Here is a 24,690-nt window from a genome sequence, read left to right on the forward strand (position 1 = left end):
TACGTATTCTGGCTCTCGGTATGTAATAATCATTCGTCAGGTTTAATACTTGAATTATTGAGCTAGTAACATAAAGAAACTATGTCTCTTGCTAACTACAGATCAAGGATGTGAGCAGCGCTAAACGGATTTTTCTACGAGAATAGACATTTCTTAAATTATAAATTCATAACTTACGAAATGAACAAGCGTGAGGTTTCATTGTTTGTTTTCTATCTCTGATATTTTTTCTTTCGAAAGAAGCATATCGATACAATGAGAAACACCATTATCAGGCTGCAAGAAATGATTGTTCCGATGCTTATTTGCATCGTATTGCTGCCTTTATCGCGTGAATTGTCGCCTATGGCGAACATTCAAGGGAACGCAATTTTTTTACTTTATCTTCCGTTGGCTTTAGCGATTTCAGTCGTCATGTTATTTGGCATGAAAGGGTTTGCCCCACTGTTTATCGTTTATACTTTTTATTATTCAACTTTAAACATCATGAGCTTGACCGAAGCAGTGGTGCTTTCACTGTGTTACGGACTGCCACTATGGGGCAGCTTTTGTGTCATGGATCGCATGGTGGGCGTTCGTTGGCGTTATGATATTGATAGCATGACCAGTCGTGCGCTTGGCATTCGTATGTTTGTCTTTGGGTTACTGTATCCACTGGCCTGTAAAGGCATGATGCTTGCGTTTGGTTCCGTGCTTGATATGTCGCCCGTCATGGAGCGCTATTTTTCATATAAGCTAGATATGTTCGCGGTAGTTAACGTTGAGGCGCTGGTTTTATCTTCAATCGCCATTTCGCCTGCCTATTATTATACTTTGCGAATGTTACTTAACCGAAACTATGCAAAGAAATTTTTTAACCAATGTTTACGTGATGCTTTTTCAAGAGAAAAACATTGTGTGACGTTCATTTGGCTAGGGATTTTATTAGGTGCGTTATTTGCTATTTGTTTCCCCGCGCAGGAAAATTTTAACGTAAGCTATTTTATTCCATTATTATTTATTTTATTTACTTACGGAATATTTAGGTTTGGCCATCGGGTTATTTTACTTATGTGGTCATTCACGTCTCTATGCTTATTTATTTTTAACTCAAATTTCTCTGTTGAACTCAATAGTAGTTATCAGATTGCATTTTTATCGGCTTCATTGATTGCGTTTACGGTTTCCATTTTTTATATGGCCGTGATGTTTAAACGCAGCGAAGTGATGAAACGGGTTTATATGCATCTTGCTCGCATTGATCCGATGGTGGGATTGGCAAATATTCGTTCCTTGAGCGAGTACATCGAAAACCATCCCAAAGGAACGCTCTGCTTTCTCCGTTTAACGAATTTAGAAGCCTTGAGCCGCTATCATGGGATGATGATGCGGGTTGATACTAAAAGGCGCATTGCGGCGGTGATTAAGCCGTTGCTGAAACCGGGTGAAGATATCTATCAACTGCCTGGCTGTGAGTTACTGCTTTATCTGGATACGACGGATAACGTAAACCGCATTCATCTTATTCGTCAGTGCTTGTGTGATGCCGAGCTAAGCTGGAATGATAATCCCGTCATGCTGCGCTATGGCATCGCATATACCCAGTTTGACGCCACGAAAGAGTCACTCTATACGCGCGTGGGTAAGCTCCATCACCTTTCTGAACGTGCTAGCCTCGAAAATGAGGTTATCAGCTTAGAGGAAAATGCGGAGTCAATTCGGGAAGAAGTCAGCGAGCGAGTGGTGTGGTTACGGAAAATTACGACGGCGTTGCTTGAAAACCGTCTTGAGCTTTATGCACAGCCTATCGTTCATTCAGGAGGAAAGAGTTATTACGAAATTTTGGCTCGTCTTCTGGACAACGGTGAAGTGATCCCGCCGAGTAAATTTATTCCTCTGATTTCTGAGTTTAATTTATGCGCGCAGTTTGATTTGCTGATGGTTGAAAATGTGGTTAAGCATATAAGTGAGGCAAAATTAGACACTAGCAATACCTGTTTCTCGGTTAATCTGATGCCGCTTACGTTGATGCAGCGTGATACTGCGCCACGGATTATTGAAATCTTTGAGCATTACCAAGTCCGTCCTGAGGCGATTATTTTCGAAATCACCGAAGAGCAGCATCTTGTGAATGAGAATATCGAACACTCAACGATCAAAGCGTTACGTGACTACCATTTCAAAATTGCTATTGACGACTTTGGCACTGGATTTTCTAACTATCAGCGTCTGAAATCCTTAAATGCAGACGTCGTGAAAATTGATGGCGTATTTGTCAAAGATATTGTCAATAATTCGCTCGACCAGCTGATTATTAAGTCGATTTGCGATATTGCTCGAGAAAAGAAACTGCAGGTTGTTGCTGAATATGTTGAGTCTCAAGAACAGCTTGAGATGCTACAGCAATTAGGTGTGCAGTATTTGCAGGGGTTTTTACTCGGAGAACCTAAGCCGCTAAATTCTTTCTAACCGTTTAATTTTCTAGCTATTTAGCCGCTGGTTTTTCAGCGGCTTTTTCTTGTTTTAAAACTTGCTCAAGTTCTTGTAACTGCTCAGGGGAGACCGCTGGATAGCTTTGTGCATCGGCCGATACTTTATGTACTGCGGGAATAGGGATCATCGGGCCAAGAAAACGCGGTTCACGCTTAAGAATATAGAGATCGGTTAACGCGCCCAGTCGTGCGCCAATTTCCCTCACTCTTATCATCATCATATTTTTGGGCGACGGCACTGCTAAGCATTGCGCCTGTATACCCATGTGAAGCGCAATAAACAGAGCACGCTCGCAGTGGAAACGCTGCGTGATAATGGTGAAGTCGTTGGTGTCGAAGACTTTGCGTGTGCGAACAATGGAATCCAGCGTTCTGAATCCTGCATAGTCGAGCACAATATCGCCGTTAGGCACACCGGCATTGATAAGATCGCGACGCATGGTTACCGGCTCGTTGTAGCTCTGAAGCGCATTGTCGCCGCTCAGCAATAAGTAATTCACTTTGTTGCTGTTGTAGGCGTTAAGTGCGCCTTGGATGCGGTAGCGGTAATACTGATTGATGGTTCCAGTACTGACATATTTAGCCGTGCCTAAAACCACGCCCACCTCACGATGCGGTAAATCCTGCACGTCTTCGTAAATGTACGGCGCAGTTTTCCAGCTAATCCAGCGATCCAGACCAATAGCCGTCACCGCCAGTAAAATAGCGACGGTTAAAATACCGTATATCAGTCGTCTCCACATGATGGTGCCTGCTGCGTCGTTTGTATTTATGCCTAAAGGTGCTTATGTCTACGAGGCTACTTTACCCGCTCAGGCGACGCAAGCAATCTGAGTGGGATTTTCCTAACTTGATGATTTTTTAGACGATGAGAGTGCGGAATTAAAAATAAAGCGTGGTTGTTACACCACGCTTGGGAGTTAACTCGAATTGTATTTTACCTAGCGACTTTCACACATTCTTAGAATGAAGTTCGCTTGTAGATACGGTACAGAGGCTGCCAGAAGTTATTATCGATCGCTTGTAATAATGCTTCGTCAGAGGTCAACACCGCCACGCCTTGTAGCTGTGCTTCTTTGGCCACTTGGAACGCAATGGAGCGTGATACTTGTTGGATATCTTTAACATCAGGCAGCAGTGCACCTGAACCTTGCTGTGCCAGCGGTGAGCAGTCGGCTAAGGCGCGGCTGGCGGCCATGAGCATGCCGTCGGTGACGCGTTTAGCCCCAGAGGCCAGAACACCGAGCCCAATACCAGGGAAAATATATGAGTTATTACATTGAGCAATCGGGAAGACCTGATCTTTATAGCTTACCGGCCCGAATGGGCTGCCGGTGGCGACCAGCGCCGCGCCATCGGTCCAGTTAATAATATCTTCTGGACGGGCTTCAACGCGTGACGTTGGGTTCGACAGCGGCATAACGATAGGGCGCGCGCAGTGGCTGTGCATTTCACGAATGATTTCTTCAGTAAACAAGCCAGGCTGACCCGAAACGCCGATGAGAACGGTAGGCTTAGCGTTACGCACCACTTCCAACAGTGAAATCGCATCGCTTTCTACTTTCCAGTTTGCTAGTGATGTGCTTTTTTGCACCAGCTTACTTTGGAACTCGAGCAGGTTTGGTAGCTTATCTGTGAGCAAACCAAAGCGGTCAACCATAAAGACGCGTTGGCGTGCTTCTTCATCGCTCAAGCCTTCGGATTTCATCTGGGCAATGATTTGCTCGGCGATGCCACAACCGGCAGAACCTGCGCCTAAGAACGTAATTGTTTGATCGCGCAGTTGGCTTCCGGCAGCTCGGCTGGCAGCAATCAGGCTACCCAGCGTAACCGCCGCCGTACCTTGAATATCATCGTTGAAACAGCAGAGTTCGTCACGATAACGGTTGAGCAGCGGGGTAGCATTTTTCTGAGCGAAGTCTTCAAACTGCAATAGCACATTTGGCCAGCGGCGTTTCACGGCCTGAATGAACTCGTCAACGAAGGCATAATATTCATCACCGGAAATGCGTGGGTGACGCCATCCCATATACAGAGGATCGTTCAAGCGCTGTGGGTTATTGGTGCCCACATCTAACACGACCGGCAGCGTATAGGCAGGGCTGATGCCGCCACACGCGGTATACAGTGACAATTTACCGATGGGGATCCCCATGCCGCCGATGCCCTGATCGCCTAGCCCAAGGATACGTTCACCGTCGGTTACAACGATAACTTTTACGTTTTGTTTGGTGGCGTTTTGCAACATATCGTCGATGCGGTCGCGGTTCGGATAGGAAATGAATAGACCACGGGCGCGACGGTAAATATCAGAGAAATGCTCGCAGGCTTCGCCTACCGTCGGGGTGTAAATGATTGGCATCATTTCACTCAGATGGGCATCAAGCATGCGATAGAACAGGGTTTCGTTGGTATCTTGGATATTACGTAGGTAGATATGTTTATCGTTATCGGTTTTGAAATCCAGATACTGGCGATAGGCGCGCTCGGTTTGTTCTTCAATCGTTTCGACGGCTTCAGGCAGCAGGCCGTGTAGGTTGAAGTTGCTGCGTTCTTCTTCGCTAAAGGCGCTGCCTTTATTCAGCAGGGGGAATTCCAGCAGGATCGGGCCTGCGTAGGGGATGTACAACGGACGTTTACTTTCGTATTCCAGTTCCATGGGTAGCACTCTTTATGTCGGGCGGTATATTTTTATCAGATATTTTAATGCGTCATCCCAGCGATCCTAAGAGATACTAATAAGTTGTTCAATGCTTGTTATAGAAAGATGACATTTAGCAGGGAAAGTGCGAGCTAAGTAACACTTTTTTACAGGATTTGGCGAGGAACGGGAACGCAGGGCCGAATGACCCTGCGTTAAAAACAGCTTAAATCTGAACCTGTTCGACTTGAGTACAACCTAATGCATGAAGCGTTGCTTGGGTTGCATCCCATTGAGAGAACACGGCGTCTTCGGTTTCAACCAATACCGCACGGCGAGTACGCAGCACGTCTTTACCTGAAACGTTCATCAGAATCAGCGCGGCCTGTAACGGCGGCAAGCTTGGGTTAAAGGCCGCATTTTCAGCATAGCGTCCGCTATAAACGGTACCGTCCTCGGCTTCCAGCGCTACGCCGCTATAGGCATGGCTATAAGGCGCATGGCTGCGGTTGGCTGCGTCTAACGCCGCTAAGGTTAGTTCGTCCGCATTAGCCAAACTGAGGTTATGGTTTTCTTCATCCATTAGCAGGGTTTTGATGTCAAGATCGCGCGGTCCAAAAGCGTCTGGCAGGTAATCACCCAGCGTAGCAGCCTGGCGTCCTGGCAAGTTAATCGCCAGTTTGGTGCCGGTATTCAGCTCATTCATAAACTGACGGCAGTGACCACAAGGGGTGTAGTTAACCGTGATGGAGGCGAGTGCTTTTTCGCCGCGCAGCCATGCGTGCGTCACCGCGCACTGTTCTGCGTGAATGGTTTGCTGCATCGGTGCGCCCAGAAACTCCATATTGGCACCGAAATACAGGTTGCCGCTAACACCGCGAGCAACGGCGCCGACGTAAAATTTGGAGATTGGTGCCAGTGAGCATGCTGCGGCCATTGGAAGCAGGGCAAATACTAATTCGCTGTCGCTCATGCCGGTAGCCTGTTTCAGACTTTCAACCTGAGAAGCGGTAATCACCGCGCGGAAATCAGCATCATTGATAATCGGTGAGAGCGCCGCCTGCAAAGCGGCTGGCAGTTGGCTGAATGCCGCGTCGTATCGTGCGTGCATGGGGGAGCCTCTTAGTTAGTTACGGGAGAGTATTCTAGGCAACCGATTGGCATTATTATGTGATTATTATCACTATTTTGATGTAATTAATGTAACGAATGAAAGAAGTGTGAGATGTATCGCGGGTTTTTGTGAGTTTTGTTTCTTTTTTGCCTCCCCATGTAGGGGAGGCAACAGTGATATTAGCTAAATAAGTGCAACAGTACAGGGAAGAGGAATGGCGCTAGCAACGAAGTAATAATCCCGCAGATAACCAGAGCCAGCGAGCTGAATGCGCCTTCCTGAAAATCCATCTCGGCGCAGCGTGCGGTGCCAAGGGCATGCGAAGCGGTACCCATCGCCAAACCGCGTGAGGCTTTGGTGGTGATTTTCATCAGGTTCAACAGAGTATGGCCAAATACAGCCCCCAGAATCCCAACGAAAATAACGCATACCGCACTGATTGCAGGAATACCACCAATCGACTGTGCAACGGCCATTGCAATTGGCGTGGTCACTGATTTCGGCATCACCGAGGCTGCGATTTCTGGCGATGCACCCATCCACAGAGCAATCGCTGTGCCTGAAATCATGGCGGTAGCGCTGCCGATAAAACAGATAGTGATGATGGATTTCCAGCGTGCGCGGATCTGGTGGATCTGCTCATACAGTGGGAATGCCAATGCCACCACGGCAGGCTGTAGCAAACTGTTCAGCGTTGAGCTGCCTGCAAAATAATGCTCATAAGGAATTTTGAGCAGCAATAGCAATGGAATAATAATTACCATTGATACAAGCAACGGATTCAATAACGGCATGTTTAGCTTTTGGGCAATACGGCGCGCCCCAAAAAAGACTAACAGCGTGAGTGGTAACGACCACCAAATATAAGCCATTATTTTTTCTCCTCGCTGCCGTCGGTAGCCTCACCGATGATACGTTCGCGATGCACCATATGAGAGCTATAAGCAACGACAACCATAATAATCAAAGTACTGATTAGGCATGATACGACGATAGGCCCAAACTGTTTGGTCAATACGTCGTAGTACTGCATCACGCCAACGCCGATAGGGACAAACAACAGCGCCATGTAACGAATGAGAATATTACAACCGGGTTTTACCCATTTTGCCGGCATGATTTGTGATGCCAGCAGGGCAAATAAGATCAGCATGCCAATAATGCTACCTGGAATTGTGATTGGCAGCAGCGTTGAGATGGCATTCCCTGCAAACAAACACAGGTAAATTAATATGAAAGCTCTCAAATACTGCCAGCAAACTGAAAATGCTTTTGACATCAGTGAATACCTAAGAAAGAAAACGCATTCATCATACAATTAAAATCAGAAATGTGCTACCGATCACATCATGAAAACAAGTTATCGCAATTATGCCGTTTGTGAAGGTTTTCAGTTAGGAGCTCATTAGGTAGGAGCCCGTATCAGATGAGATCTTCGGAAGCGTGGTTAGATGCGCCCGACAGTCTATAGCCGTACCAGAAAAATACTAGACCAAAAAGTGATATAGCGACCAGTACGTAGAAAAGCGTAGTCGGCGGGGTGAAAGAGAGCAAAAAACCGCACAGTATGGGGTTCACTGCACCGCCTAAATTAGCCAAGTTTTGCACCCCGTAGTAACTGCCTTTCAAATGCGCTGGCGCAATAAAATCAATAAACAGGTATTCAACCGGTATCACGATGACTTCACCGAGGGTGAAGATTGCCATGGCGACCATCCAGATAGGAATGGAGCGTTCAGCTAATGCAAACCCGATGAGGCCTAGACAGAAAAAGAGGGTGCCAAGTATTAGCCAGCGCAAAAGATTTTCTTTATTCATGTTGCGGCTGAGCAAATACTGCAAGCCGATGACGACGGTTGCGTTTACCGTCATCACTGAGCCAATCACCTGATAAGCAAACTGCGCGTTGCTGACGGTGATTAAATACTGGGATAAGTAGCCGGTGAATTGCCCTGCAACCACTGCGCCCATGGTGCTGCCGAGCGTAAAAAAGATTAGCCGGCGGTCGTGGCTTAAGACTTTAAAGGTGGCACGAAAAGTAAGTCGCTGCTCGGTAAATACCGCATCACCGTTCGCTGGCGGAAGCCCGTAGCTGTCTAGGCGCAGCCAAAGGGTGAGTCCAACGAGAAAGGCCAGCAGGCCAGAGAGAAAAAACGGTAGCATGGGATAGAACGACGCCGCGAAAACGCCGAGCGCAGGGCCTGCGGCCCAGCCAACATTCACTAACGTATAATTCATCGAAAAGCCGCGAATGCGCTCACTCACCGGTAACCATTCGGCAAAGCAGGCTTTAATGGCAATGCTAAAAATAGAATAAGCGGCGTGCAATAGCGCCAACACGGGCACCATCCAGAGCACGTCGTTAAGCCATGGCATAATGCAAAACGTTAGAGTAAATAGAGCAATGCTGATAATCATTAATCGATGTTTATCAAATTTATCAACCAGATAGCCACCGTAAAAGCTTGCAATAATGCCTAGCGCCAGGCTAACACCTAAGACCAGCCCCACACTCTCAGGCTCAAGATGAAAGTGCTCGGTCATATAGATAGTAATAAAAGGCAGTGTAATGGCGCGCCCTATGGTTAATATGAGTGACGACATCAACAGTAGGGTAATTAGTGGTGGGAATCCTTTCAGCCTCATATATTGATGTCTTACTCTATGTAGTTGACGCATGGTAAAGGAAATGAACGATAACTACTGATTGTATTAGAAAAAACAGAGTCGGGTAGTCTAAACAATAAATTCAGCAAGTTATTTATAATTAATGACTCGTTTAGCGATCAATGACTGCCATAAACCAGAAATCGTAAAGAAAATACTGAAGGGAAAAATAAGCGTTTGTAAGAAATTCAATGGCAATCCATTACCATTGTTTTCTATGTGGCTTATGGGTGCTCGGCAACGAGTCTAGCTTGTTCAGACCATGCATCGAGCTGCTTTCTATAGATAAACTTTATGGATGGAAACGGCTCTAATGGGCTATTTACCGCGATGTAAACCAAACATGGGTAGCTTTCTGGCTGTGATTTATTAGCAAAATCAAGTAATTCACTTTCATCGACTAAAGGTTCTGAGTTAGCGTCAAAATCATAAAAAAAAGAGCCAATAATCCATTTGTAATATTCATCATAATTATATATTAACTGCATAATATTCCTCTCTTTTAAGTATATAAATGCAGTTTTATATTTTGTTTTTTTAAGCGCTTAAATGCCAGCGCTATTTTCATTATTTACATTTTAATAGTGTCAGGTTGTAATAAAAACGTTTAAATTAACAAATGAAATGAAGGTTAAAGAAAACTGTGAGGGAAATAGTTTAGACGTTTTAGGGGCGGTATTAATGATGATGAAATATGTTTAATGGGGAAATACAAGAGCCTATAAGACTCTTGTATTTGTGTGGGTAACGAAATAATTACACGCCTAAGCGATCGCGGATTGTATAATAGGCGGCGCCGATGGCGGTGAATGGAATTTGTAAATTTCGTCCGCCAAAGAAGGGAAGGTGAGGAAGTTTAGCAAAGGCATCAAAGCGCTCAGCGTCACCACGTAGTACCTCTGAAATCAGCTTCCCAGCCAGATGGGTACAGGTCACGCCATGTCCACTGTAGCCTTGCATGTAGTAAATGTTATTCTCCAGTCGACCAAACTGCGGCATGCGCGATAGGGTCAGCAAGAAATTGCCTGTCCAGCGATAATCAATTTTCACACCTTTCAATTGTGGGAAAGTTTTCAGCAGTTTTGGCACGATGAGATTATCAATGTCGTCAGGGTCACGTGCACCGTAAACTACGCCGCCGCCATACAATAAACGGTTATCACCGGTGACACGGTAGTAGTCTAAAAGATAGTTACAATCTTCCACGCAGTAGTCTTTCGGAATTAATGAGGCTGCCACGTCGGCTTGCAAAGGCTCAGTGGTCACGATTTGAGTGCCACACGGCATGCTACGGCGCGCTAATTCCGGTTCAACTTTATTTCCCAGATAGGCGTTCCCCGCCACAATGACGTATTTCGCCTGTACTTGACCTTTTTCAGTGATCACCGTGGCCGGCGTGCCATGCTTAATTTTGACGACCGGAGATTGCTCGAAGATGCGTCCACCTTGCATGCGGATCGCTTCTGCTTCACCCAGCGCTAAATTGAGAGGGTGAATATGACCACCGCTGTGATCCAACAATCCCCCTACGTAGCGATCGGAGGCGATCTCTTCACGTACGCGGTCTGAATCTAAAAGCTCAAGCTGGGTATTGCCATAGCGTTCCCAGTGGGCTTTTTGTTCGATGAGCGTGTGGTATTGCTTGTTGTTGAGCGCAGCGAAAATGCCGCCGGGCTTGTAATCACAGTCGATGGCGTAGCGTTTGATACGCTGGCGAATAATTTCTGCACCCTCAAACATCATGCTGCCCAGCATTTTGGCGGTGTCCATGCCGTAGCGCTGTTCAATGACGTCAATATCGCGGCTGTAGGAGTTGACCAACTGGCCACCGTTACGTCCACTGGCACCAAAGCCAATACGAGCTGATTCTAATAAAACAACGTCATAGCCCGCTTCAACGAGATGTAGCGCGGAAGAAAGGCCGGTATAACCACCGCCGACGATACACACGTCGCATTGAACAGATTCGGTCAGCTGCGGATAAGGCGCGTGTGGATTCGCGCTGGCGGCATAATAGCTATTTACATGTTCAGTCATGATATTTACTCCAGCGAGATCCAGATAGTTTTCAATTCGGTGAATTTTTCTAGGGCGTGCAGTGATTTATCGCGCCCGTTGCCGCTCTGCTTATAGCCACCAAATGGCACGGTCATATCGCCATCGTTGTAGTTATTAACGAATACCGAACCCGCTTTCAGGCGGCGCGACATACGATGAGCTTTAGACAAATCACGAGTCCAGATAGCTGCACCTAGGCCATAATCACTGTCGTTTGCCAACGTGAGCGCTTCCTGTTCGGTGGTGAACGTGGTGACAGCAAGCACTGGGCCAAAGATCTCTTCACGTGCAATGCGCATTGAGCTGCGAACTTCGGTAAAAATGGTGGGGCCGAGGTAGCTGCCATGCTCACCCTGTGGGTGATCGCGGCCATCGAGATACAGATTCGCGCCTTCAGCCAGTCCTACCGCAATATATTCATTCACCTTTTCGCAGTGATCGGCATCAATCAGCGTGCCCATCACGGTGTCAGGATCGAGTGGATTACCCGGTCTGAAGGCCTGAGCCTGCTCGCGCAAAATAGAGAGGAACTCGTCTTTGATACTTTCTTCCACCAGCAAACGCGTGCCTGCGATGCACACTTGGCCTTGGTTATAGAAAATTCCCGCCGCCGCATTGGCCGCTGCTTTTTGCAGATCGGGGCAGTCGGCAAAAACAATATTGGCGCTTTTGCCGCCGGCTTCGAGCCAGACGCGTTTCATATTGGAATCACCCGCGTCTTTTAAAAGTTGTTTGGCGGTTCGTGTGGAGCCGGTAAACGTGAGAACATCGACGTCAGGATGGCGGGAGAGAGCTTGTCCGGCTCCTTGGCCAAAACCTGAGATCACGCTGAGTACGCCATCGGGCAAACCGGCCTCTTTAGCTAAACCAGCGACCCGTAGGGCGGTCAGCGGTGACTTCTCAGACGGTTTTAAAATAACGCTGTTACCCGCGGCTAAGGCTGGCCCGAGTTTCCAGCAGGCTAACAGCAGAGGGAAGTTCCAAGGAACGATGGCGGCGACAACCCCAACGGGTTCACGTTCGATTAACGCAAGGGCGTCTTGAGCCGTTGGGGCAATTTCGCCATACACTTTATCAATGGCTTCGGCGTACCAACGCAGAGAGCGAATGGCGCCGGGAATATCATCACGTAGGCTGTGGCGAATAGGCTTGCCGGTATCCAGTGTTTCCAGCAGCGCCAGCTCCTCGTGATGCTGTTCCATTAAATCAGCCAGCTTCATCAGCGTTGCTTTGCGTTTTGAAGGAGGGGAGCGTGACCAATCCCCACGCTCAAAAACTTCACGCGCTGCGCTAACGGCCTGATTCACATCGTGCTCATCTCCCTGAGCGACGCGAACCAGCTCACGCTGACCCGCCGGATCTTCCACGGCAAACTGTGCGCCATCGGCGGCCTGCTGATAACGGCCATTAATAAACAGTCGGTTCTCAATCTCTAGGGCGCGAGCCCGTTGCTGCCAGTACTGCAAATCGTGAAAGTCCATGCGTTCCCCTTAATTCCCTTCGACATGGCATTGCAGGGCATGAACGGCAATGCCAACGGCGTCGGGTTTTATCTATATCTCGACATAGGCGTCAGAATGTTGTGGGTGTATGGGCGCTGATAATTCGACATATACGCGCCGACGTATTGCTGAAGCTATGAGGAATGCCGGTGTTAATGGCATAACTTTGTCCGGCTTCTAGGTGATAAATCTGACCGTTGACCGTCAGCATCACTTCCCCTTCCAACAAGGTGCCTATCTCTTCACCCTGATGTTTTATGCGTTCACCGGTTGTGGTGCCGGGTTCATAAGTTTCAATCATCATGGCCAGCGTGCGGTTTGGGTTACCGTTATGAATGAGCTTCATGGAAACCCCTTGGCTGCCAATTTCGATCAAGTCTTCGGCGTTAATCACAACCTGTGGTTCATCTGGTTTTTCCTGTTCGGCAAAAAACTCCGACAGTGACAACCCATAGACCTTGAGCAGTTTTTGCAAGGTGCTAATGGCTGGGCTGACTTTATCTTGTTCGATGGTGCTAATAGCACTGTGCGTTAATCCAGACAGTTCAGCTGCCCTGCGCTGCGACAATCCCAATTGTTGACGGATATGTGACAGGCGTTTTCCTGGCGCCAAGCTGACATCGCTCATATGCATATTTCCTTATTGATAGTTCTTATCAGGCTGGCTGTTTTTTTCAGCACTGGCTTTCTGACAAGCGGTGATAAAACCTTCAAACAACAAGCGGGATAGGGCGTATTCATCGCTATTCCATTCAGGATGCCACTGCACGCCCAAGGCGAATGGGTGATCGTGAACGCTAACCGCTTCCACTAAACCATCGGATGCCTTGGCTTCGATGCGCAGTCGTGGCCCCAGCGTTTTGGCACCTTGACCATGCAATGAGTTAACCCAGAACTTGTTGCAACCCGGTACTAATTGTGAAAGCAAACCCCCTGCCTGTACCAGCACTTCATGAGAGGGGGCATATTGTTGCTCCAGCGGAAGTTCTGGATCTTCGCGATGTTCCAGTAACTCCGGCTGTTCATAGAGGCGGCGATAGAGCGTGCCACCGGTTGCCACCACCATTTCCTGTAACCCACGGCAGATGGCGAAAAGGGGAATGCGCCTTTCGAGTGCGAGGCTAATCAGCGCCATACTCAAACTATCACGCCCAGGATCGGCGTCAGGCTCATCGCCGTTTTCACCATATAGGTGCGGCTGCACATTGCTTGGGCTGCCCGGCAGCATAATGCCGTCCAGATGGGGGAGAAGCGATTCCAACAGTTCAGGTTCAGACAGCGCATGTGGCAAGGCCACCGGAAGTCCGCCCGCATTCAATACGGCATTTAGGTACTTTTCTTGCAAGGTCTGCGTTAGGTGCCCGTGCACCCTGTTCCTACACATGACAACGCCAATCACCGGCCTGTTAAATATATTGCCCATACCACCCTCTCCGCTTGGTCTAAATTATGAACACATTGCTTCCATACAGCGCTTTTCCGTTCAATATTTTCTCAATCTAGCAGTGGTAAGCGTAATATTCAAACTAATTGCAACACTTGCGAAACATTTTGTTTGCATCTACATTTCAATTGTGGACATTATATCGAGCAGTCCAAACGGTCAGATCCACGGTCTTCAATCAATGGCGGGTGAATCATGCAAACCAATATCGTAGAAGTTGAAAACTTTGTTCAGCACAGTGAAGAGAGACGAAGTAGCGCGTTCCAACGCGAAGTAAAAAATTACTTGGAACGCTATCCCTCCACGCAGCACGTCGATGTACTCCTTACCGACCTTAATGGTTGCTTCCGTGGAAAGCGCATTCCTGTTGCTGGGCTGAAAAAGCTTGAGAAAGGCTGCTATTTCCCCGCGTCGGTGTTTGCGATGGATATTTTGGGCAACGTGGTTGAAGAGGCCGGATTAGGCCAAGAGCTCGGAGAGCCCGATCGTACCTGTATTCCGGTACTGGGATCGTTAACGCCATCGGCGGCTGACCCAGAATTTATCGGTCAGGTTCTTCTGACCATGCTGGATGAAGATGGTACTCCCTTTGACGTTGAGCCACGTAACGTACTGAATAATGTCTGGCAGCAACTACGCCAGCGCGGATTATTCCCCGTGGTAGCGGTAGAGCTGGAGTTCTATCTCATCGATCGACAACGCGACGCCGAAGGATATCTTCAGCCTCCCTGTGCCCCCGGCACTCAGGAGCGAAATACCCAAAGTCAGGTCTATTCAGTCGATAACCTGAATCATTTTGCCGATGTGTTAAGCGATATTGATGAACTGGCTAAATTACAACAAATCCCAGCCGATGGTGCGGTAGCCGAAGCGTCTCCAGGACAGTTCGAAGTTAACCTGAACCACACCGATAACGTCTTACTGGCCTGCGACCACGCGCTTTCGTTAAAGAGACTAGTACGCATGGTGGCTGAGAATCACGACATGCACGCCACCTTTATGGCGAAGCCTTATGAAGAGTATGCGGGCAGCGGTATGCATATCCATATCAGTATGCTCGACAGTAAAGGCCAAAACGTTTTTGCTGATGATGATGGTGAAGACTCGGCATTATTGAAGAAAGCACTCGCGGGTATGATGGAGCTGATGCCCGCATCTATGGCGTTGTTAGCGCCGAACGTCAATGCGTTCCGCCGCTTCCAGCCGGGCATGTATGTGCCGACTCAGGCATCTTGGGGCCACAATAACCGCACCGTTGCATTACGCATTCCATGTGGTGACCGCGACAGCCACCGTGTTGAATATCGTGTTGCTGGCGCTGATGCCAACCCGTATCTGGTGATGGCAACGGTGCTTGCGGGCATTCTGCACGGTTTAGACAACACGCTTACGCTGGCAGAACCTATCACCGGTAACGGCATTGAGCAGGACGGTCTGCCATTCCCAATCCGCCAAAGCGATGCTCTGTATGAATTTGAAGAACAGCAAGCGCTGCGCTCGCTGCTCGGAGAGCGTTTCAGCCATGTTTACCACGCCTGTAAAACCGATGAACTTATTCAGTTTGAACGTATGGTGACTGACACTGAAATCGACTGGATGTTGAAGAACGCCTAATACCCTTTATCTTTCAAATTGAAAGGTACTGCAAGACCCCCTCCCAACCTCCCCCTTGTCAGGGGGAGGGGCTGAAAATGCGCATTTTTGCAGAAACAGCGTGTTTACACGGAGTGCTCCCTCCCCTGATAAGGGGAGGGTTGGGGTGGGGTTCGAAATTTGAAATTCAAATTCAATTACGGAGTACATCATGTCTGAGAATCAAAATCTGTCCGGGAATGCCTCTAATCAGTCATGGCAGAAGCGCCGTGAAGAGGCTGTGGCGGGCGGAGTGTCAACATTACTGCCAGCGTTCATTCATAAAGCGCGCAATGCAGAGCTGTGGGACATTGAAGGCAATCGTTATATTGACTTTGCCGCAGGGATTGCCGTGCTGAATACCGGCCATAACCACCCAAAAGTAATCGCTGCCGTTCAAGAACAGCTGACGCGCTTCACACACCCATGCTTCCAAGTCACACCTTATCCAGAATATGTTGAGCTGGCTGAGCGTTTGAATGCGTTGGTGCCGATTAAAGAAGCCACGCAAACGCTGCTGCTAACCACGGGTGCTGAAGCGGTTGAAAACGCCGTGAAAGTAGCGCGTATCGCCACCGGGCGCAGTGGAGTGATTGCGTTCCGCGGTGGTTTCCACGGACGTACTTTAATGGGGATGGCGCTGACCGGAAAAGTTGCTCCGTATAAACAGGGGTACGGCCCGTTCCCATCCGGCATTTATCATGCGCCATATCCGTCTTCCTACTTGGGCATCACGGAGCAGCACGCGTTAGATGCGCTTGATTCCATTTTTGCAGCGGACATTGCGCCGAGCGAAGTCGCCGCAATCATTATTGAACCGGTACAAGGCGAAGGTGGTTTTTATGCCGCTCCTGCTGGTTTCTTGAAATCGTTACGTGAAATTTGCGACCAGCACGGCATTGTTTTCATTGCGGATGAAATCCAGAGCGGCTTCTGCCGTACGGGTAAAACCTTTGCTATCGAACATACCGGCGTTGAACCCGATCTGATCACCATGGCGAAAAGCTTGGCGGGCGGTTTCCCGCTGTCTGCGCTGGTGGGTAAAAAACGCCTGATGGAAAAAGCGTTGCCGGGCGGTTTAGGCGGCACTTACGCAGGTTCTCCGGTGGCTATCGCCGCGGCGCTGGCAGTCACAGATTTGATTAAAGAAGAACAACTGAACCAAAAAGCGCAGCAGGTTGGCGAACAGATTACGACCGAGTTACATGCGTTGGCAGAACGCTTTGATTGTATCGGTGATATTCGTGCCGTTGGCGCGATGGTGGCGATGGAGCTGGTGGAAAACCGCGACGCCACTAAACCCAATAAGGCGATAACTTCTGCGTTGGTGAAAGAGTCCGGTAAGCAAGGGCTGATTCTGCTCTCCTGCGGCGTGCGTGGTAATGTCATTCGATTCTTAGCACCGTTAACGGCTGAAAAAGAAGTTATAAAAGAAGGTATGGAAAAGTTGGCTTCAGCACTTTCTGTTGTGGCAAAAACAGTGCAAAATGCATGACATAAAGATAACCGGTAGTTTACTGCCGGTTATCTTTTTTTTATCACTATGGCGTAATGACTTTGGGTCTGCGCACGTGAACAAACGATGAGCCTGTCCATGCTTGCACGGCACAGGCTCCAAATACAGAGCGCGGTCGGAAGATTCGCGCAATAGCCAGAGCAAAAGTAGTTCTCGCGGCTGTTTTCCACTACCGGACCACGGAGCGTTCAGGCGGTAGCGGTTTACTATGATGACGTATCGGGATACGTCTAGAGGATATAACGATGGTGCATGTTTATGTTTATCCGCCGCGCTTGGGCGAACGCCTGAGCCGCAGCGAATACGGGCCAGCTCACTGTTTTATTGGCGCTTTGCTAAATGAACAAACCTATATCTGTAGCCGATTATCCCGCCGCCTAATACGACGTTTCCCCGCGGCCTCTCTGAATGACGTTAATTTGTTACCAGCAGAGGACAAAGGGGGAAACCGTCATGGCGATTAGCACTCCTCCTGTTGGTCAGGCTGCCGCGCATGAAGCGGGCAAGCCCCAATTACGCAAATCATTAAAGCTTTGGCAGATTGTCATGATGGGCTTGGCTTATCTGACGCCGATGACCGTGTTTGATACCTTTGGCATTGTGTCGGGTATCAGCAATGGTCATGTGCCAATGTCGTATCTTTTTGCTTTGGCCGGCGTGTTATTTACGGCGATAAGCTATGGCAAACTGGTGCGCCAGTTCCCGACCGCGGGTTCGGCCTATACCTATGCACAAAAAGCGATTAACCCGCATGTCGGCTTTTTGGTGGGGTGGTCATCGTTGCTGGACTATCTTTTCCTGCCGATGATTAACGTGCTGTTGGCGAAAATCTATCTCACGGCGATGTTCCCAGAGGTTCCCCAGTGGATTTGGGTGGTCGGTTTTGTGGCGATCATGACCGCGGCGAACTTGAAAAGCGTGAGTTTGGTAGCCAATTTCAATACCGTTTTTGTTTTGGTGCAGATCTCAATCATCGTGGTGTTTATCTTTTTAGTTGTGCAAGGTCTGCATAAAGGCGAGGGGGTTGGCAAGGTATGGAGCCTTCAACCATTCGTTAGCGAGAATGCGCATTTGCTGCCGATTATCACTGGCGCTACCATCGTGTGCTTCTCATTCCTAGGTTTTGATGCGGTAACGACGCTGTCTGAAGAAACCAAAGATGCAGCGAAAACGATCCCAAGGGCGATATTTCTCACCGCGCTGTACGGTGGCATTATCTTTATCTCGGTATCGTTCTTTATTCAGCTGTTTTTCCCTGATATCTCAAGGTTTAAACAGCCGGATGAGGCGCTGCCAGAAATAGCTCTTTACGTGGGTGGAAAACTGTTCCAATCGATCTTCCTGTGTACCACGTTTGTGAATACGCTGGCCTCGGGTTTGGCATCGCACGCGAGTGTTTCGCGCTTGCTGTATGTCATGGGGCGCGACAACGTGTTCCCTGAAAAGATCTTTGGCTACGTGCATCCAAAATGGCGTACGCCAGCGCTGAATGTGGTGATGGTGGGGATGGTTGCTCTGTCAGCTATCTCGTTTGATCTGGTGACGGCGACCGCGCTGATAAACTTTGGTGCGCTGGTGGCGTTCACGTTTGTGAATATCTCGGTGATTAGCCACTTCTATGTGCGTGAAGGGCGTAATAAAACCTGGAAGGATCGTTTCCACTTCCTTATTTTGCCGATGATTGGTGCACTAACGGTTGCCGTGCTGTGGCTGAATCTGGAGAAAAGCTCGCTAACCATGGGGCTGATTTGGGCCGCACTGGGATTTGGCTATCTGGTGTTCCTCACCCGCCGCTTCCGTAAACCACCGCCGCAGTTTGAAAGCCAACCGCAGGCGGAATAAAGATCTAAATAGTTATGTCGGGGAGCGAAAGCTCCCCGAATTTTTTGCGAAGCTCTTTCCAATCCTCTGCTTATGCTCTGACATCTCTTTATCGCCATGCTAGTTTTCCCCCCTCAATAAAAAGGTCATTTAAGCAGCAAAATAACATGGAGTTTTATACCTAAATGGATATAATTGAACGAATGGTAAGGCTTTATCGCAGACCTATTTTTTGGATTTCGGGGTGTAAAAAAGATCTACAGCAATTGCCGGATCAGGTGAAAGATACGATGGGTTATGCATTGTATCTTGCTCAAATCGGACGGAAGCACCCACAGGCAAAGCCATTAAAGGGGTTTCATGACGCGGGGGTATTAGAGATTGTCGATGATGATGGATGTGGAACGTATCGCGCTGTTTACTGCATTCAATTCAAGCACGCAGTTTATGTGTTGCATGCGTTTCAAAAGAAGTCATCTTCTGGGATTTCGACACCGCAGACCGATATGGAAAAGGTCAAAGAACGTTTAAAAGCGGCTCAACAACATGCAAAGGAAAATCACTATGAAAAATAACCTCGAGATCGAAGCCGGTGGCGATAGCGTCTATGAAGATCTTCAGTATGCTAACGCCGAAGAGATGCAGGTAAAGGCACAGTTGGCGGCCATTATTGCTGAGCTGCTACAGGAACGAGGCCTTTCTCAAACCGAAGCCGCTGTGATGCTTGGGATGACTCAGCCAAAACTGTCTAATTTACTGCGTGGGCAGTTTCGCGGCATTAGCGAATTTAAAATGTTGTCATGCCTGATGTGTTTGGGCGGCCAAATTAACATTCAGGTTAAAAAACCGCGCCTTAAAACAACCCGTGGGCACTTAACCGTATCAGTGAGTTAAGTGACTTAATGCCCCGGATGGTTTCTTTTGCCGCGCACCATATCGGTAGCTAAATGGCGATAGCGCCAGTGCTGCTGGAATAATTCGTAGACGCAAAACGCCAACCCGAGCCAGATGAGAGAGAAGCTAATCATTTTCGGCATATTGATCGGCTCGCCGAAGGCGAGCACCGCCAGTAAGAATTGAAGAGACGGCTCAACATACTGTGCAAGGCCAATTACCGTCAGCGAAGTGCGTTTAATCGCTGCGGCAAACAGCAGCAGAGGTGCGAAGGTGACCGGTGCAGTTAGGGCATACAGGATATAGGTTTTTGTGCCGGAGCCCGCCAGAATACTGCCGCCGGTGGCATGCAGCCAAAAGGTAATCGCAATCGCTAGCGGCAGCATCCACAGTGTTTCTAACGTTAATGCGGTCATGATGTCGTAGCGAATAAATTTACGCACTAACCCATAGAATGCAAACGTGCTGCCCATTGCCAAAGCGAGAAGTGGAACGTGGCCTAACAAAATGACCTGATAGACCAAACCCGTGATGGCGAGCACCACGGCGATGCGCTGAAAGCGGCTGAGTTTGTCGTGGAGAAAAATAACGCCTAACGCGATAGAAAACAGTGGATTGGTGAAATAGCCAAGGCTGGCATCAAGCACCAGATTATGGGTGAGCGCATAGATAAACGTTGTCCATGAGACGCTCATGATCAGGCCGCCTAATAGGCAGCAGAACAGAGAGCGTTTATCTTGCCAAACCTGCTGCCACGTCGTTCGGTTTTTAAATAACAGACGTAGCAGAAGCAGCAGAGGAATAGACCAAAACAGGCGTTGCGCCAGCAACTCAAGCACGTTGGCATCTGGCAGCATTTTATAAAAAAGCGGTGTAATGCCCCACAAAATAAACGCGAGAACGGCCAAGACTGGCCCGTTTTTCAGCCACATATTTACGACCTGTTTTGTATGAAATCTATACCGCCATACTTCAAACTGCATTTTGTTGGTCGCGCTTACTCACCCTAAGCACTGGCTGGCTCGCCTCAATGCAACCCGAATTATTTTGGGTATGTATATTGTAAAATAAAGAAAATACGCCTTCGCTACCTACTTTAACCGTTGGTAAGAAAACCGAGGGTGATGTAGCTCACCCTCAATGATAAATCTTATGAATGTTAACCGACTAACTGCTTTGCATATTCATACAGTTCTTTAAGCTGGGCCAATTTCTCGGGATTTTCTTCATGGCGGTTATACAGCTCTTCCAATTGATGAATATAAGTTTGAACACGTTCAGGCGTTAGTGCTGCTTGGCGATGTAGCTGCCAGCGACGCTGTTCATCATCGGTAAGCGTAGCTGGGAAGTTACGTGCGCGATAGCGGAACAGCAAAGGTAAAACGCGTTTATCGTTAAACGTAAGGTCGAGGGCCGGAAGATTCTGCGGCAGGGTTTCTCTAATAATTTGCATTGCCGTTCGGTCTGCATCGCTAAAGAAGCCGTCATACAGCTGGGCGTCAACGTCTTCTGATGCTTTAAAAGGCTCGGCTTCGGCAAACACCGCCACTACTTTGTCTCGTAGCTCAGGATGGCTACGTAGCAGCTGTAAATTATCCATACAATGCTGACGATCGAGCCCTAATCGTTCGGCATTCTCGGGGCGTAGCGTCTGATCAGGTGCCAGCACTGGACACTTGTTGATATGCACAAGTTTGAGGGGAACAGGAGACGCTGTGCCAAGTTCGCTGCGGCGAGTATAGAGCCGCTCGCGCAGGGCATCGGTATCCAGATCCAATAGTGGAGACATATCTCCAGCCAGATCGCACATGATCACTGCATTTTTATTTTCAGGATGCCATGCCAGCGGCGCGACTAAGCTGGTGTTGCCACGCAGTGCGCCAAACATGCCAGAAATATGCACCAGTGGTTTCATGTTGGCGATATCAATCAGCGCTGAAACTTTGTGTTTATTTCTCAGTTGGAACAAGTAATCAAACAGCTTAGGCTGTGCTTGTTTAACCAATTTAGCCAGCGCGATGGTGGCGTAAACGTCGGCCATCGCGTCATGGGCATTTTCATGCTCGATACCGTTGGCTTTCGATAAATGCTCCAGTTTAAAACTTGGCAAACCTTCATCGTTTTCCGGCCAGTTGATCCCTTCTGGGCGCAATGCGTAGCAGGTGCGTAAAACATCGAGCAAATCCCAGCGTGAATTGCCGTTTTGCCAGCTGTATCCGTACGGATCATAAAAGTTACGATAAAAGATATTTCGGCTGACTTCATCATCAAAACGAATGTTGTTGTAGCCCATTATGCAGGTGCCGGGCACGCTGAACATCTGGTTTATGTGCCGTGCAAACTCGGCCTCGCTAACGCCACGCTCTAACGCAACCTGAGGTGTGATGCCTGTGATCATGACGGCTTCTGGCTGAGGAAGATAATCGTCGGCAGGGCGACAATAGATCACCAAAGGTTCTTCAATGATGTTGAAATCAGCGTCTGTCCGCACGCCAGCAAACTGGGCAGGGCGATCTAATGCCGGATGTTGACCAAAGGTTTCGTAGTCGTGGATGAGGAACGTGGGCGCGGCCTTGCTCAAAATAACATCTCTTATCAGAAAACAAAGTAGCGACTAGTGTAACCGCGAAATTGGTGAAACCCAAAGACTGGGACAAAACACGCGGAGAACATCGCATAATTATTTATCTGGTTTGGCTAAACGGCGTTTGTTGTTTAATTTTTTTTACGATATTGAGTACACTTAGCAAAGATAGGTATTTTCATGCGTTGTTATCCTTAAGGTATTCCCTGTGCGTCTCAATAGAGCAATTTCTCCCCTCGAACATGTGATTTACGGTCACTACAAAGCCATCCACGGTATCCGTATGGCGATTGCGTTTGTCATCACCTTCTTGGCGATTCGCTTATTGCACGTACCCGAAGCCACGTGGCCGCTGATCACGATGGTGGTGGTGATGGGGCCGATTTCGTTTTGGGGAAACGTGATTACCCGTGCGCTGCAACGTATTATGGGCACGGTTTTTGGTGCTGCATCGGGGTTGGTTGCGCTCTATCTTGAAGTCTTTTCCATGCCGTTGATGCTGGTGTGGTGTGCGGTCGTCATGTTTGTGTGCGGCGTGCTGGCATTAGGAAAACGGCCCTATATGGGGCTTTTGATCGGGATTACGCTGGCCGTGGTTTGTGGTGCGGGTCCCGGTGATATGAATACTGCCTTGTGGCGAAGCGGCGATGTGATTATTGGTTCGTTATTAGCCCTGCTTTTTACGTCGATATTCACCCAAAAAGCATTTGTCCACTGGCGGTTAATGATGAGCAAAGAGCTTAAAAACATGAGCAGTTTTTACAGCGCCCACATATCTCCAAACGTGTTAGAGCGGCCTCATTTAACCAATAAGCACCAGCAAATCCTGAATGAACTCGTTAAAATACGCACGCTGATTTCACCGTGTGTGCGAGAAACGCGCATCGATAAAGATGTATTTGATGCCATTCAGGTGATGAGTCGTAATTTGGTTTCCACGCTTGAGCTTTTAACGGATGCTTATTGGGCAACCCGTGAAAGCCATTTCATCATGCTGAATGCGATAAAACTGCGTGAATTTCAGAAACTGTCGGTTAATACGCTGAATGCACTTTCCAATGCACTGCTCAGTGGAAGCATCGAAGCGAATTTGAGCGATCTGCCTGAAATGGTTTCGGTGTCCGGCGAGCTTAAAGCTTTAATGGAAAATGCCAAAGCAGCTGAAAATATTGAAGCACCCATCTATGGTTATGTTTGGCTTAATATTGAACTGGCGAAACAGCTTGATGAGCTTAAAGACTTGATCGGTATGGTGTTAAGAAAGTAATTTTGATTATCCCCCCTGATAGGGGGGATAACTATACGTTATGGCGTAACGTTATGACTTATTTGCAGCCTGCTTCGCAGCATCGATCCAACCATCAAACGTGGCCTGATGCGCTTTAATCCAGCCGTTTACATGGCGCTCAATATCCGCTTCTGAGTTTTCACCCTGATGCATACGCAGGTTTTGCGCATTGACGTCAGCAATTGGCAATTTCATTTCAGCAAACAGTTTTGCCGCCGCTGGGTTTTTCTCGGCGAAGGTTTTGTTAGCTACGATCTGCATATTGTTAACAGGGAAACCGTAGTTAGCGCCGTTTGGCAGCTTGGTATCAACATCTTTCAGGCTGCCTGGTAAGGCTGAGAACGGCACCTGTAACCAAACAACATCACGTCCCGGTTTGAGAACGTCACTGACCCAATACGGCGTCCATGTGTAGTAAAACACCGGCTTGCCTTCTTTAAAGCGTGTCATGGTGTCGGCAATCAGCGCTGAATAGTTGCCTTGATTATGTTCAACCGTATCATTCAAACCATAGGCTTTGAGCTGATAGTTGATCGAAGCTTCACATCCCCAGCCTGGTGTACAACCGGCTAAATCGGCTTTGCCGTCGTTGTTGGTATCAAACAGCTTGGCAATTTTGGGATCTTTCAACTGCTCAATATTGGTGATGTGATACTGATCGGCGGTTTTCTTATCGATCAAATATCCCTGCGCCGCCCCTGTTACGTACTGGCCTTCACGGTAGAATTTTTTATCACCGCCGGCACCGTTGTACATATCAGAGTGAAGCTGATCCCAATTCACCGCGAGGAAGGTGGCATCACCGGCGGCAACGGAAGTGTATGCTACGTTGTAATCCACTTCTTTGGTTGGCTGAACGTCATAGCCTAGTTTTGCTAGCGCCTTGCTCACCAGTTGGGTCTGGAAAGTCTCTTCGGCAATACTGCTCTGAATTGGCTGTACAGACACGCCTTTGCCCGGCAATTCTGCTGCCTGAGTGGAGAAGGAGATGGAAAGCGTGCCGAACGCCAAAGCAGTGACGGCAAGCATAGAAGCGATGCGTTGTTGAGTTTGGTTAT

At 48.3% G+C, this 24,690-nt stretch carries 22 protein-coding genes; 8 read left to right on the forward strand and 14 right to left on the reverse strand.

The features are described 5' to 3' along the window. Window positions 1–255: 255 nt before the first annotated feature. A complete protein-coding gene (locus RSC70_RS06540) occupies window positions 256–2,448 on the forward strand; it encodes a sensor domain-containing phosphodiesterase (protein ID WP_332542076.1) in 2,193 nt (730 codons plus the stop codon). Window positions 2,449–2,464: 16 nt separating this feature from the next. Here RSC70_RS06540 and sanA read toward each other — a convergent pair whose 3' ends face one another. The 11 genes from sanA to puuD all read right to left on the reverse strand — a co-directional run bounded on the left by sanA (window position 2,465) and on the right by puuD (window position 13,876). Next, window positions 2,465–3,214 (reverse strand): outer membrane permeability protein SanA, encoded by a 750-nt coding sequence (sanA, locus tag RSC70_RS06545; protein ID WP_332542077.1) that lies wholly within the window; start codon window positions 3,212–3,214, stop codon window positions 2,465–2,467. Between the two features lie 218 nt (window positions 3,215–3,432). Beyond that, window positions 3,433–5,130: an NAD-dependent malic enzyme gene (locus RSC70_RS06550; protein ID WP_130934134.1), complete on the reverse strand. Its 1,698-nt coding sequence runs from the start codon at window positions 5,128–5,130 to the stop codon at window positions 3,433–3,435. A gap of 208 nt (window positions 5,131–5,338) precedes the next feature. Beyond that, window positions 5,339–6,223, reverse strand: a complete 885-nt coding sequence (gene cdd, locus RSC70_RS06555) for a cytidine deaminase (protein WP_332542078.1) — start codon at window positions 6,221–6,223, stop codon at window positions 5,339–5,341. 182 nt (window positions 6,224–6,405) lie between these two features. Beyond that, window positions 6,406–7,098, reverse strand: a complete 693-nt coding sequence (locus tag RSC70_RS06560; RefSeq protein WP_193764717.1) for a CidB/LrgB family autolysis modulator — start codon at window positions 7,096–7,098, stop codon at window positions 6,406–6,408. After that, the gene (locus RSC70_RS06565) at window positions 7,098–7,505 is read right to left on the reverse strand and encodes a CidA/LrgA family protein (protein WP_025800819.1); all 408 of its coding nucleotides are present in this window, start codon (window positions 7,503–7,505) and stop codon (window positions 7,098–7,100) included. Before RSC70_RS06565 ends, RSC70_RS06560 begins: the two co-directional genes overlap by 1 nt. A gap of 143 nt (window positions 7,506–7,648) precedes the next feature. Beyond that, entirely contained in the window at window positions 7,649–8,866 is a 1,218-nt protein-coding gene (locus RSC70_RS06570; RefSeq protein ID WP_193764722.1) for an MFS transporter, read from the reverse strand. A gap of 251 nt (window positions 8,867–9,117) precedes the next feature. Further along, window positions 9,118–9,381 (reverse strand): hypothetical protein, encoded by a 264-nt coding sequence (locus RSC70_RS06575; RefSeq protein ID WP_130934130.1) that lies wholly within the window; start codon window positions 9,379–9,381, stop codon window positions 9,118–9,120. Window positions 9,382–9,649: 268 nt separating this feature from the next. After that, window positions 9,650–10,930, reverse strand: a complete 1,281-nt coding sequence (locus RSC70_RS06580; protein WP_332542079.1) for an NAD(P)/FAD-dependent oxidoreductase — start codon at window positions 10,928–10,930, stop codon at window positions 9,650–9,652. Window positions 10,931–10,935: 5 nt separating this feature from the next. Continuing rightward, window positions 10,936–12,432: an aldehyde dehydrogenase PuuC gene (puuC, locus tag RSC70_RS06585; protein WP_304185711.1), complete on the reverse strand. Its 1,497-nt coding sequence runs from the start codon at window positions 12,430–12,432 to the stop codon at window positions 10,936–10,938. A 91-nt stretch (window positions 12,433–12,523) separates the two neighbouring features. After that, window positions 12,524–13,081, reverse strand: a complete 558-nt coding sequence (gene puuR, locus RSC70_RS06590) for an HTH-type transcriptional regulator PuuR (protein ID WP_025800824.1) — start codon at window positions 13,079–13,081, stop codon at window positions 12,524–12,526. 12 nt (window positions 13,082–13,093) lie between these two features. Next, window positions 13,094–13,876 carry a gamma-glutamyl-gamma-aminobutyrate hydrolase gene (puuD, locus tag RSC70_RS06595; RefSeq protein WP_040045802.1) on the reverse strand — a complete coding sequence of 261 codons (783 nt, stop codon included), beginning with the start codon at window positions 13,874–13,876 and terminating at the stop codon, window positions 13,094–13,096. 216 nt (window positions 13,877–14,092) lie between these two features. Between puuD and RSC70_RS06600 the strand changes: the two genes are divergently transcribed. From RSC70_RS06600 to RSC70_RS06625, 6 genes are all read left to right on the forward strand, one after another. Next, window positions 14,093–15,511 (forward strand): glutamine synthetase family protein, encoded by a 1,419-nt coding sequence (locus RSC70_RS06600; RefSeq protein WP_025800826.1) that lies wholly within the window; start codon window positions 14,093–14,095, stop codon window positions 15,509–15,511. A 190-nt stretch (window positions 15,512–15,701) separates the two neighbouring features. Continuing rightward, window positions 15,702–17,024, forward strand: a complete 1,323-nt coding sequence (gene gabT, locus RSC70_RS06605; RefSeq protein ID WP_304185705.1) for a 4-aminobutyrate--2-oxoglutarate transaminase — start codon at window positions 15,702–15,704, stop codon at window positions 17,022–17,024. A 266-nt stretch (window positions 17,025–17,290) separates the two neighbouring features. After that, entirely contained in the window at window positions 17,291–17,509 is a 219-nt protein-coding gene (locus RSC70_RS06610; protein WP_040045804.1) for a hypothetical protein, read from the forward strand. Beyond that, window positions 17,499–18,887: an APC family permease gene (locus RSC70_RS06615; protein WP_332542080.1), complete on the forward strand. Its 1,389-nt coding sequence runs from the start codon at window positions 17,499–17,501 to the stop codon at window positions 18,885–18,887. The genes RSC70_RS06610 and RSC70_RS06615 overlap by 11 nt, the downstream gene beginning before the upstream one ends. A gap of 164 nt (window positions 18,888–19,051) precedes the next feature. Then, window positions 19,052–19,441, forward strand: a complete 390-nt coding sequence (locus RSC70_RS06620; RefSeq protein ID WP_332542081.1) for a type II toxin-antitoxin system RelE/ParE family toxin — start codon at window positions 19,052–19,054, stop codon at window positions 19,439–19,441. Then, window positions 19,431–19,760, forward strand: coding sequence for a helix-turn-helix domain-containing protein (locus tag RSC70_RS06625; RefSeq protein ID WP_040045807.1), 330 nt, complete (start codon window positions 19,431–19,433; stop codon window positions 19,758–19,760). The genes RSC70_RS06620 and RSC70_RS06625 overlap by 11 nt, the downstream gene beginning before the upstream one ends. Before the next feature lie 5 nt (window positions 19,761–19,765). On the opposite strand, the gene rarD is transcribed toward RSC70_RS06625, so the two are convergent. Both rarD and sbcB read right to left on the reverse strand, forming a co-directional pair. Beyond that, window positions 19,766–20,692, reverse strand: a complete 927-nt coding sequence (rarD, locus tag RSC70_RS06630) for an EamA family transporter RarD (protein WP_025800832.1) — start codon at window positions 20,690–20,692, stop codon at window positions 19,766–19,768. A 227-nt stretch (window positions 20,693–20,919) separates the two neighbouring features. Continuing rightward, window positions 20,920–22,344 carry an exodeoxyribonuclease I gene (gene sbcB / locus RSC70_RS06635; RefSeq protein ID WP_332542137.1) on the reverse strand — a complete coding sequence of 475 codons (1,425 nt, stop codon included), beginning with the start codon at window positions 22,342–22,344 and terminating at the stop codon, window positions 20,920–20,922. A gap of 208 nt (window positions 22,345–22,552) precedes the next feature. Between sbcB and RSC70_RS06640 the strand changes: the two genes are divergently transcribed. Continuing rightward, window positions 22,553–23,611 carry an FUSC family protein gene (locus RSC70_RS06640; protein WP_130934128.1) on the forward strand — a complete coding sequence of 353 codons (1,059 nt, stop codon included), beginning with the start codon at window positions 22,553–22,555 and terminating at the stop codon, window positions 23,609–23,611. 51 nt (window positions 23,612–23,662) lie between these two features. Here RSC70_RS06640 and proX read toward each other — a convergent pair whose 3' ends face one another. Then, window positions 23,663–24,661, reverse strand: a complete 999-nt coding sequence (gene proX / locus RSC70_RS06645) for a glycine betaine/L-proline ABC transporter substrate-binding protein ProX (protein WP_226930023.1) — start codon at window positions 24,659–24,661, stop codon at window positions 23,663–23,665. Window positions 24,662–24,690 lie beyond the last annotated feature (29 nt).

Source organism: Hafnia sp. (assembly GCF_036648275.1).
Taxonomy (GTDB): Bacteria; Pseudomonadota; Gammaproteobacteria; order Enterobacterales; family Enterobacteriaceae; genus Hafnia; species Hafnia alvei.

Coding starts and splice junctions, on each gene's coding strand:
- proX (WP_226930023.1), bottom strand. CDS start 24,661: ATGCTTGCCGTCACTGCTTTGGCGTTCGGCACGCTTTCCATCTCCTTC.
- RSC70_RS06600 (WP_025800826.1), top strand. CDS start 14,093: ATGCAAACCAATATCGTAGAAGTTGAAAACTTTGTTCAGCACAGTGAA.
- rarD (WP_025800832.1), bottom strand. CDS start 20,692: ATGTGGCTGAAAAACGGGCCAGTCTTGGCCGTTCTCGCGTTTATTTTG.
- sanA (WP_332542077.1), bottom strand. CDS start 3,214: ATGTGGAGACGACTGATATACGGTATTTTAACCGTCGCTATTTTACTG.
- RSC70_RS06560 (WP_193764717.1), bottom strand. CDS start 7,098: ATGGCTTATATTTGGTGGTCGTTACCACTCACGCTGTTAGTCTTTTTT.
- RSC70_RS06610 (WP_040045804.1), top strand. CDS start 17,291: ATGGTGCATGTTTATGTTTATCCGCCGCGCTTGGGCGAACGCCTGAGC.
- puuR (WP_025800824.1), bottom strand. CDS start 13,081: ATGAGCGATGTCAGCTTGGCGCCAGGAAAACGCCTGTCACATATCCGT.
- RSC70_RS06565 (WP_025800819.1), bottom strand. CDS start 7,505: ATGTCAAAAGCATTTTCAGTTTGCTGGCAGTATTTGAGAGCTTTCATA.
- RSC70_RS06575 (WP_130934130.1), bottom strand. CDS start 9,381: ATGCAGTTAATATATAATTATGATGAATATTACAAATGGATTATTGGC.
- RSC70_RS06625 (WP_040045807.1), top strand. CDS start 19,431: ATGAAAAATAACCTCGAGATCGAAGCCGGTGGCGATAGCGTCTATGAA.
- RSC70_RS06550 (WP_130934134.1), bottom strand. CDS start 5,130: ATGGAACTGGAATACGAAAGTAAACGTCCGTTGTACATCCCCTACGCA.
- RSC70_RS06580 (WP_332542079.1), bottom strand. CDS start 10,930: ATGACTGAACATGTAAATAGCTATTATGCCGCCAGCGCGAATCCACAC.
- puuD (WP_040045802.1), bottom strand. CDS start 13,876: ATGGGCAATATATTTAACAGGCCGGTGATTGGCGTTGTCATGTGTAGG.
- RSC70_RS06615 (WP_332542080.1), top strand. CDS start 17,499: ATGGCGATTAGCACTCCTCCTGTTGGTCAGGCTGCCGCGCATGAAGCG.
- cdd (WP_332542078.1), bottom strand. CDS start 6,223: ATGCACGCACGATACGACGCGGCATTCAGCCAACTGCCAGCCGCTTTG.
- puuC (WP_304185711.1), bottom strand. CDS start 12,432: ATGGACTTTCACGATTTGCAGTACTGGCAGCAACGGGCTCGCGCCCTA.
- gabT (WP_304185705.1), top strand. CDS start 15,702: ATGTCTGAGAATCAAAATCTGTCCGGGAATGCCTCTAATCAGTCATGG.
- RSC70_RS06620 (WP_332542081.1), top strand. CDS start 19,052: ATGGATATAATTGAACGAATGGTAAGGCTTTATCGCAGACCTATTTTT.
- RSC70_RS06540 (WP_332542076.1), top strand. CDS start 256: ATGAGAAACACCATTATCAGGCTGCAAGAAATGATTGTTCCGATGCTT.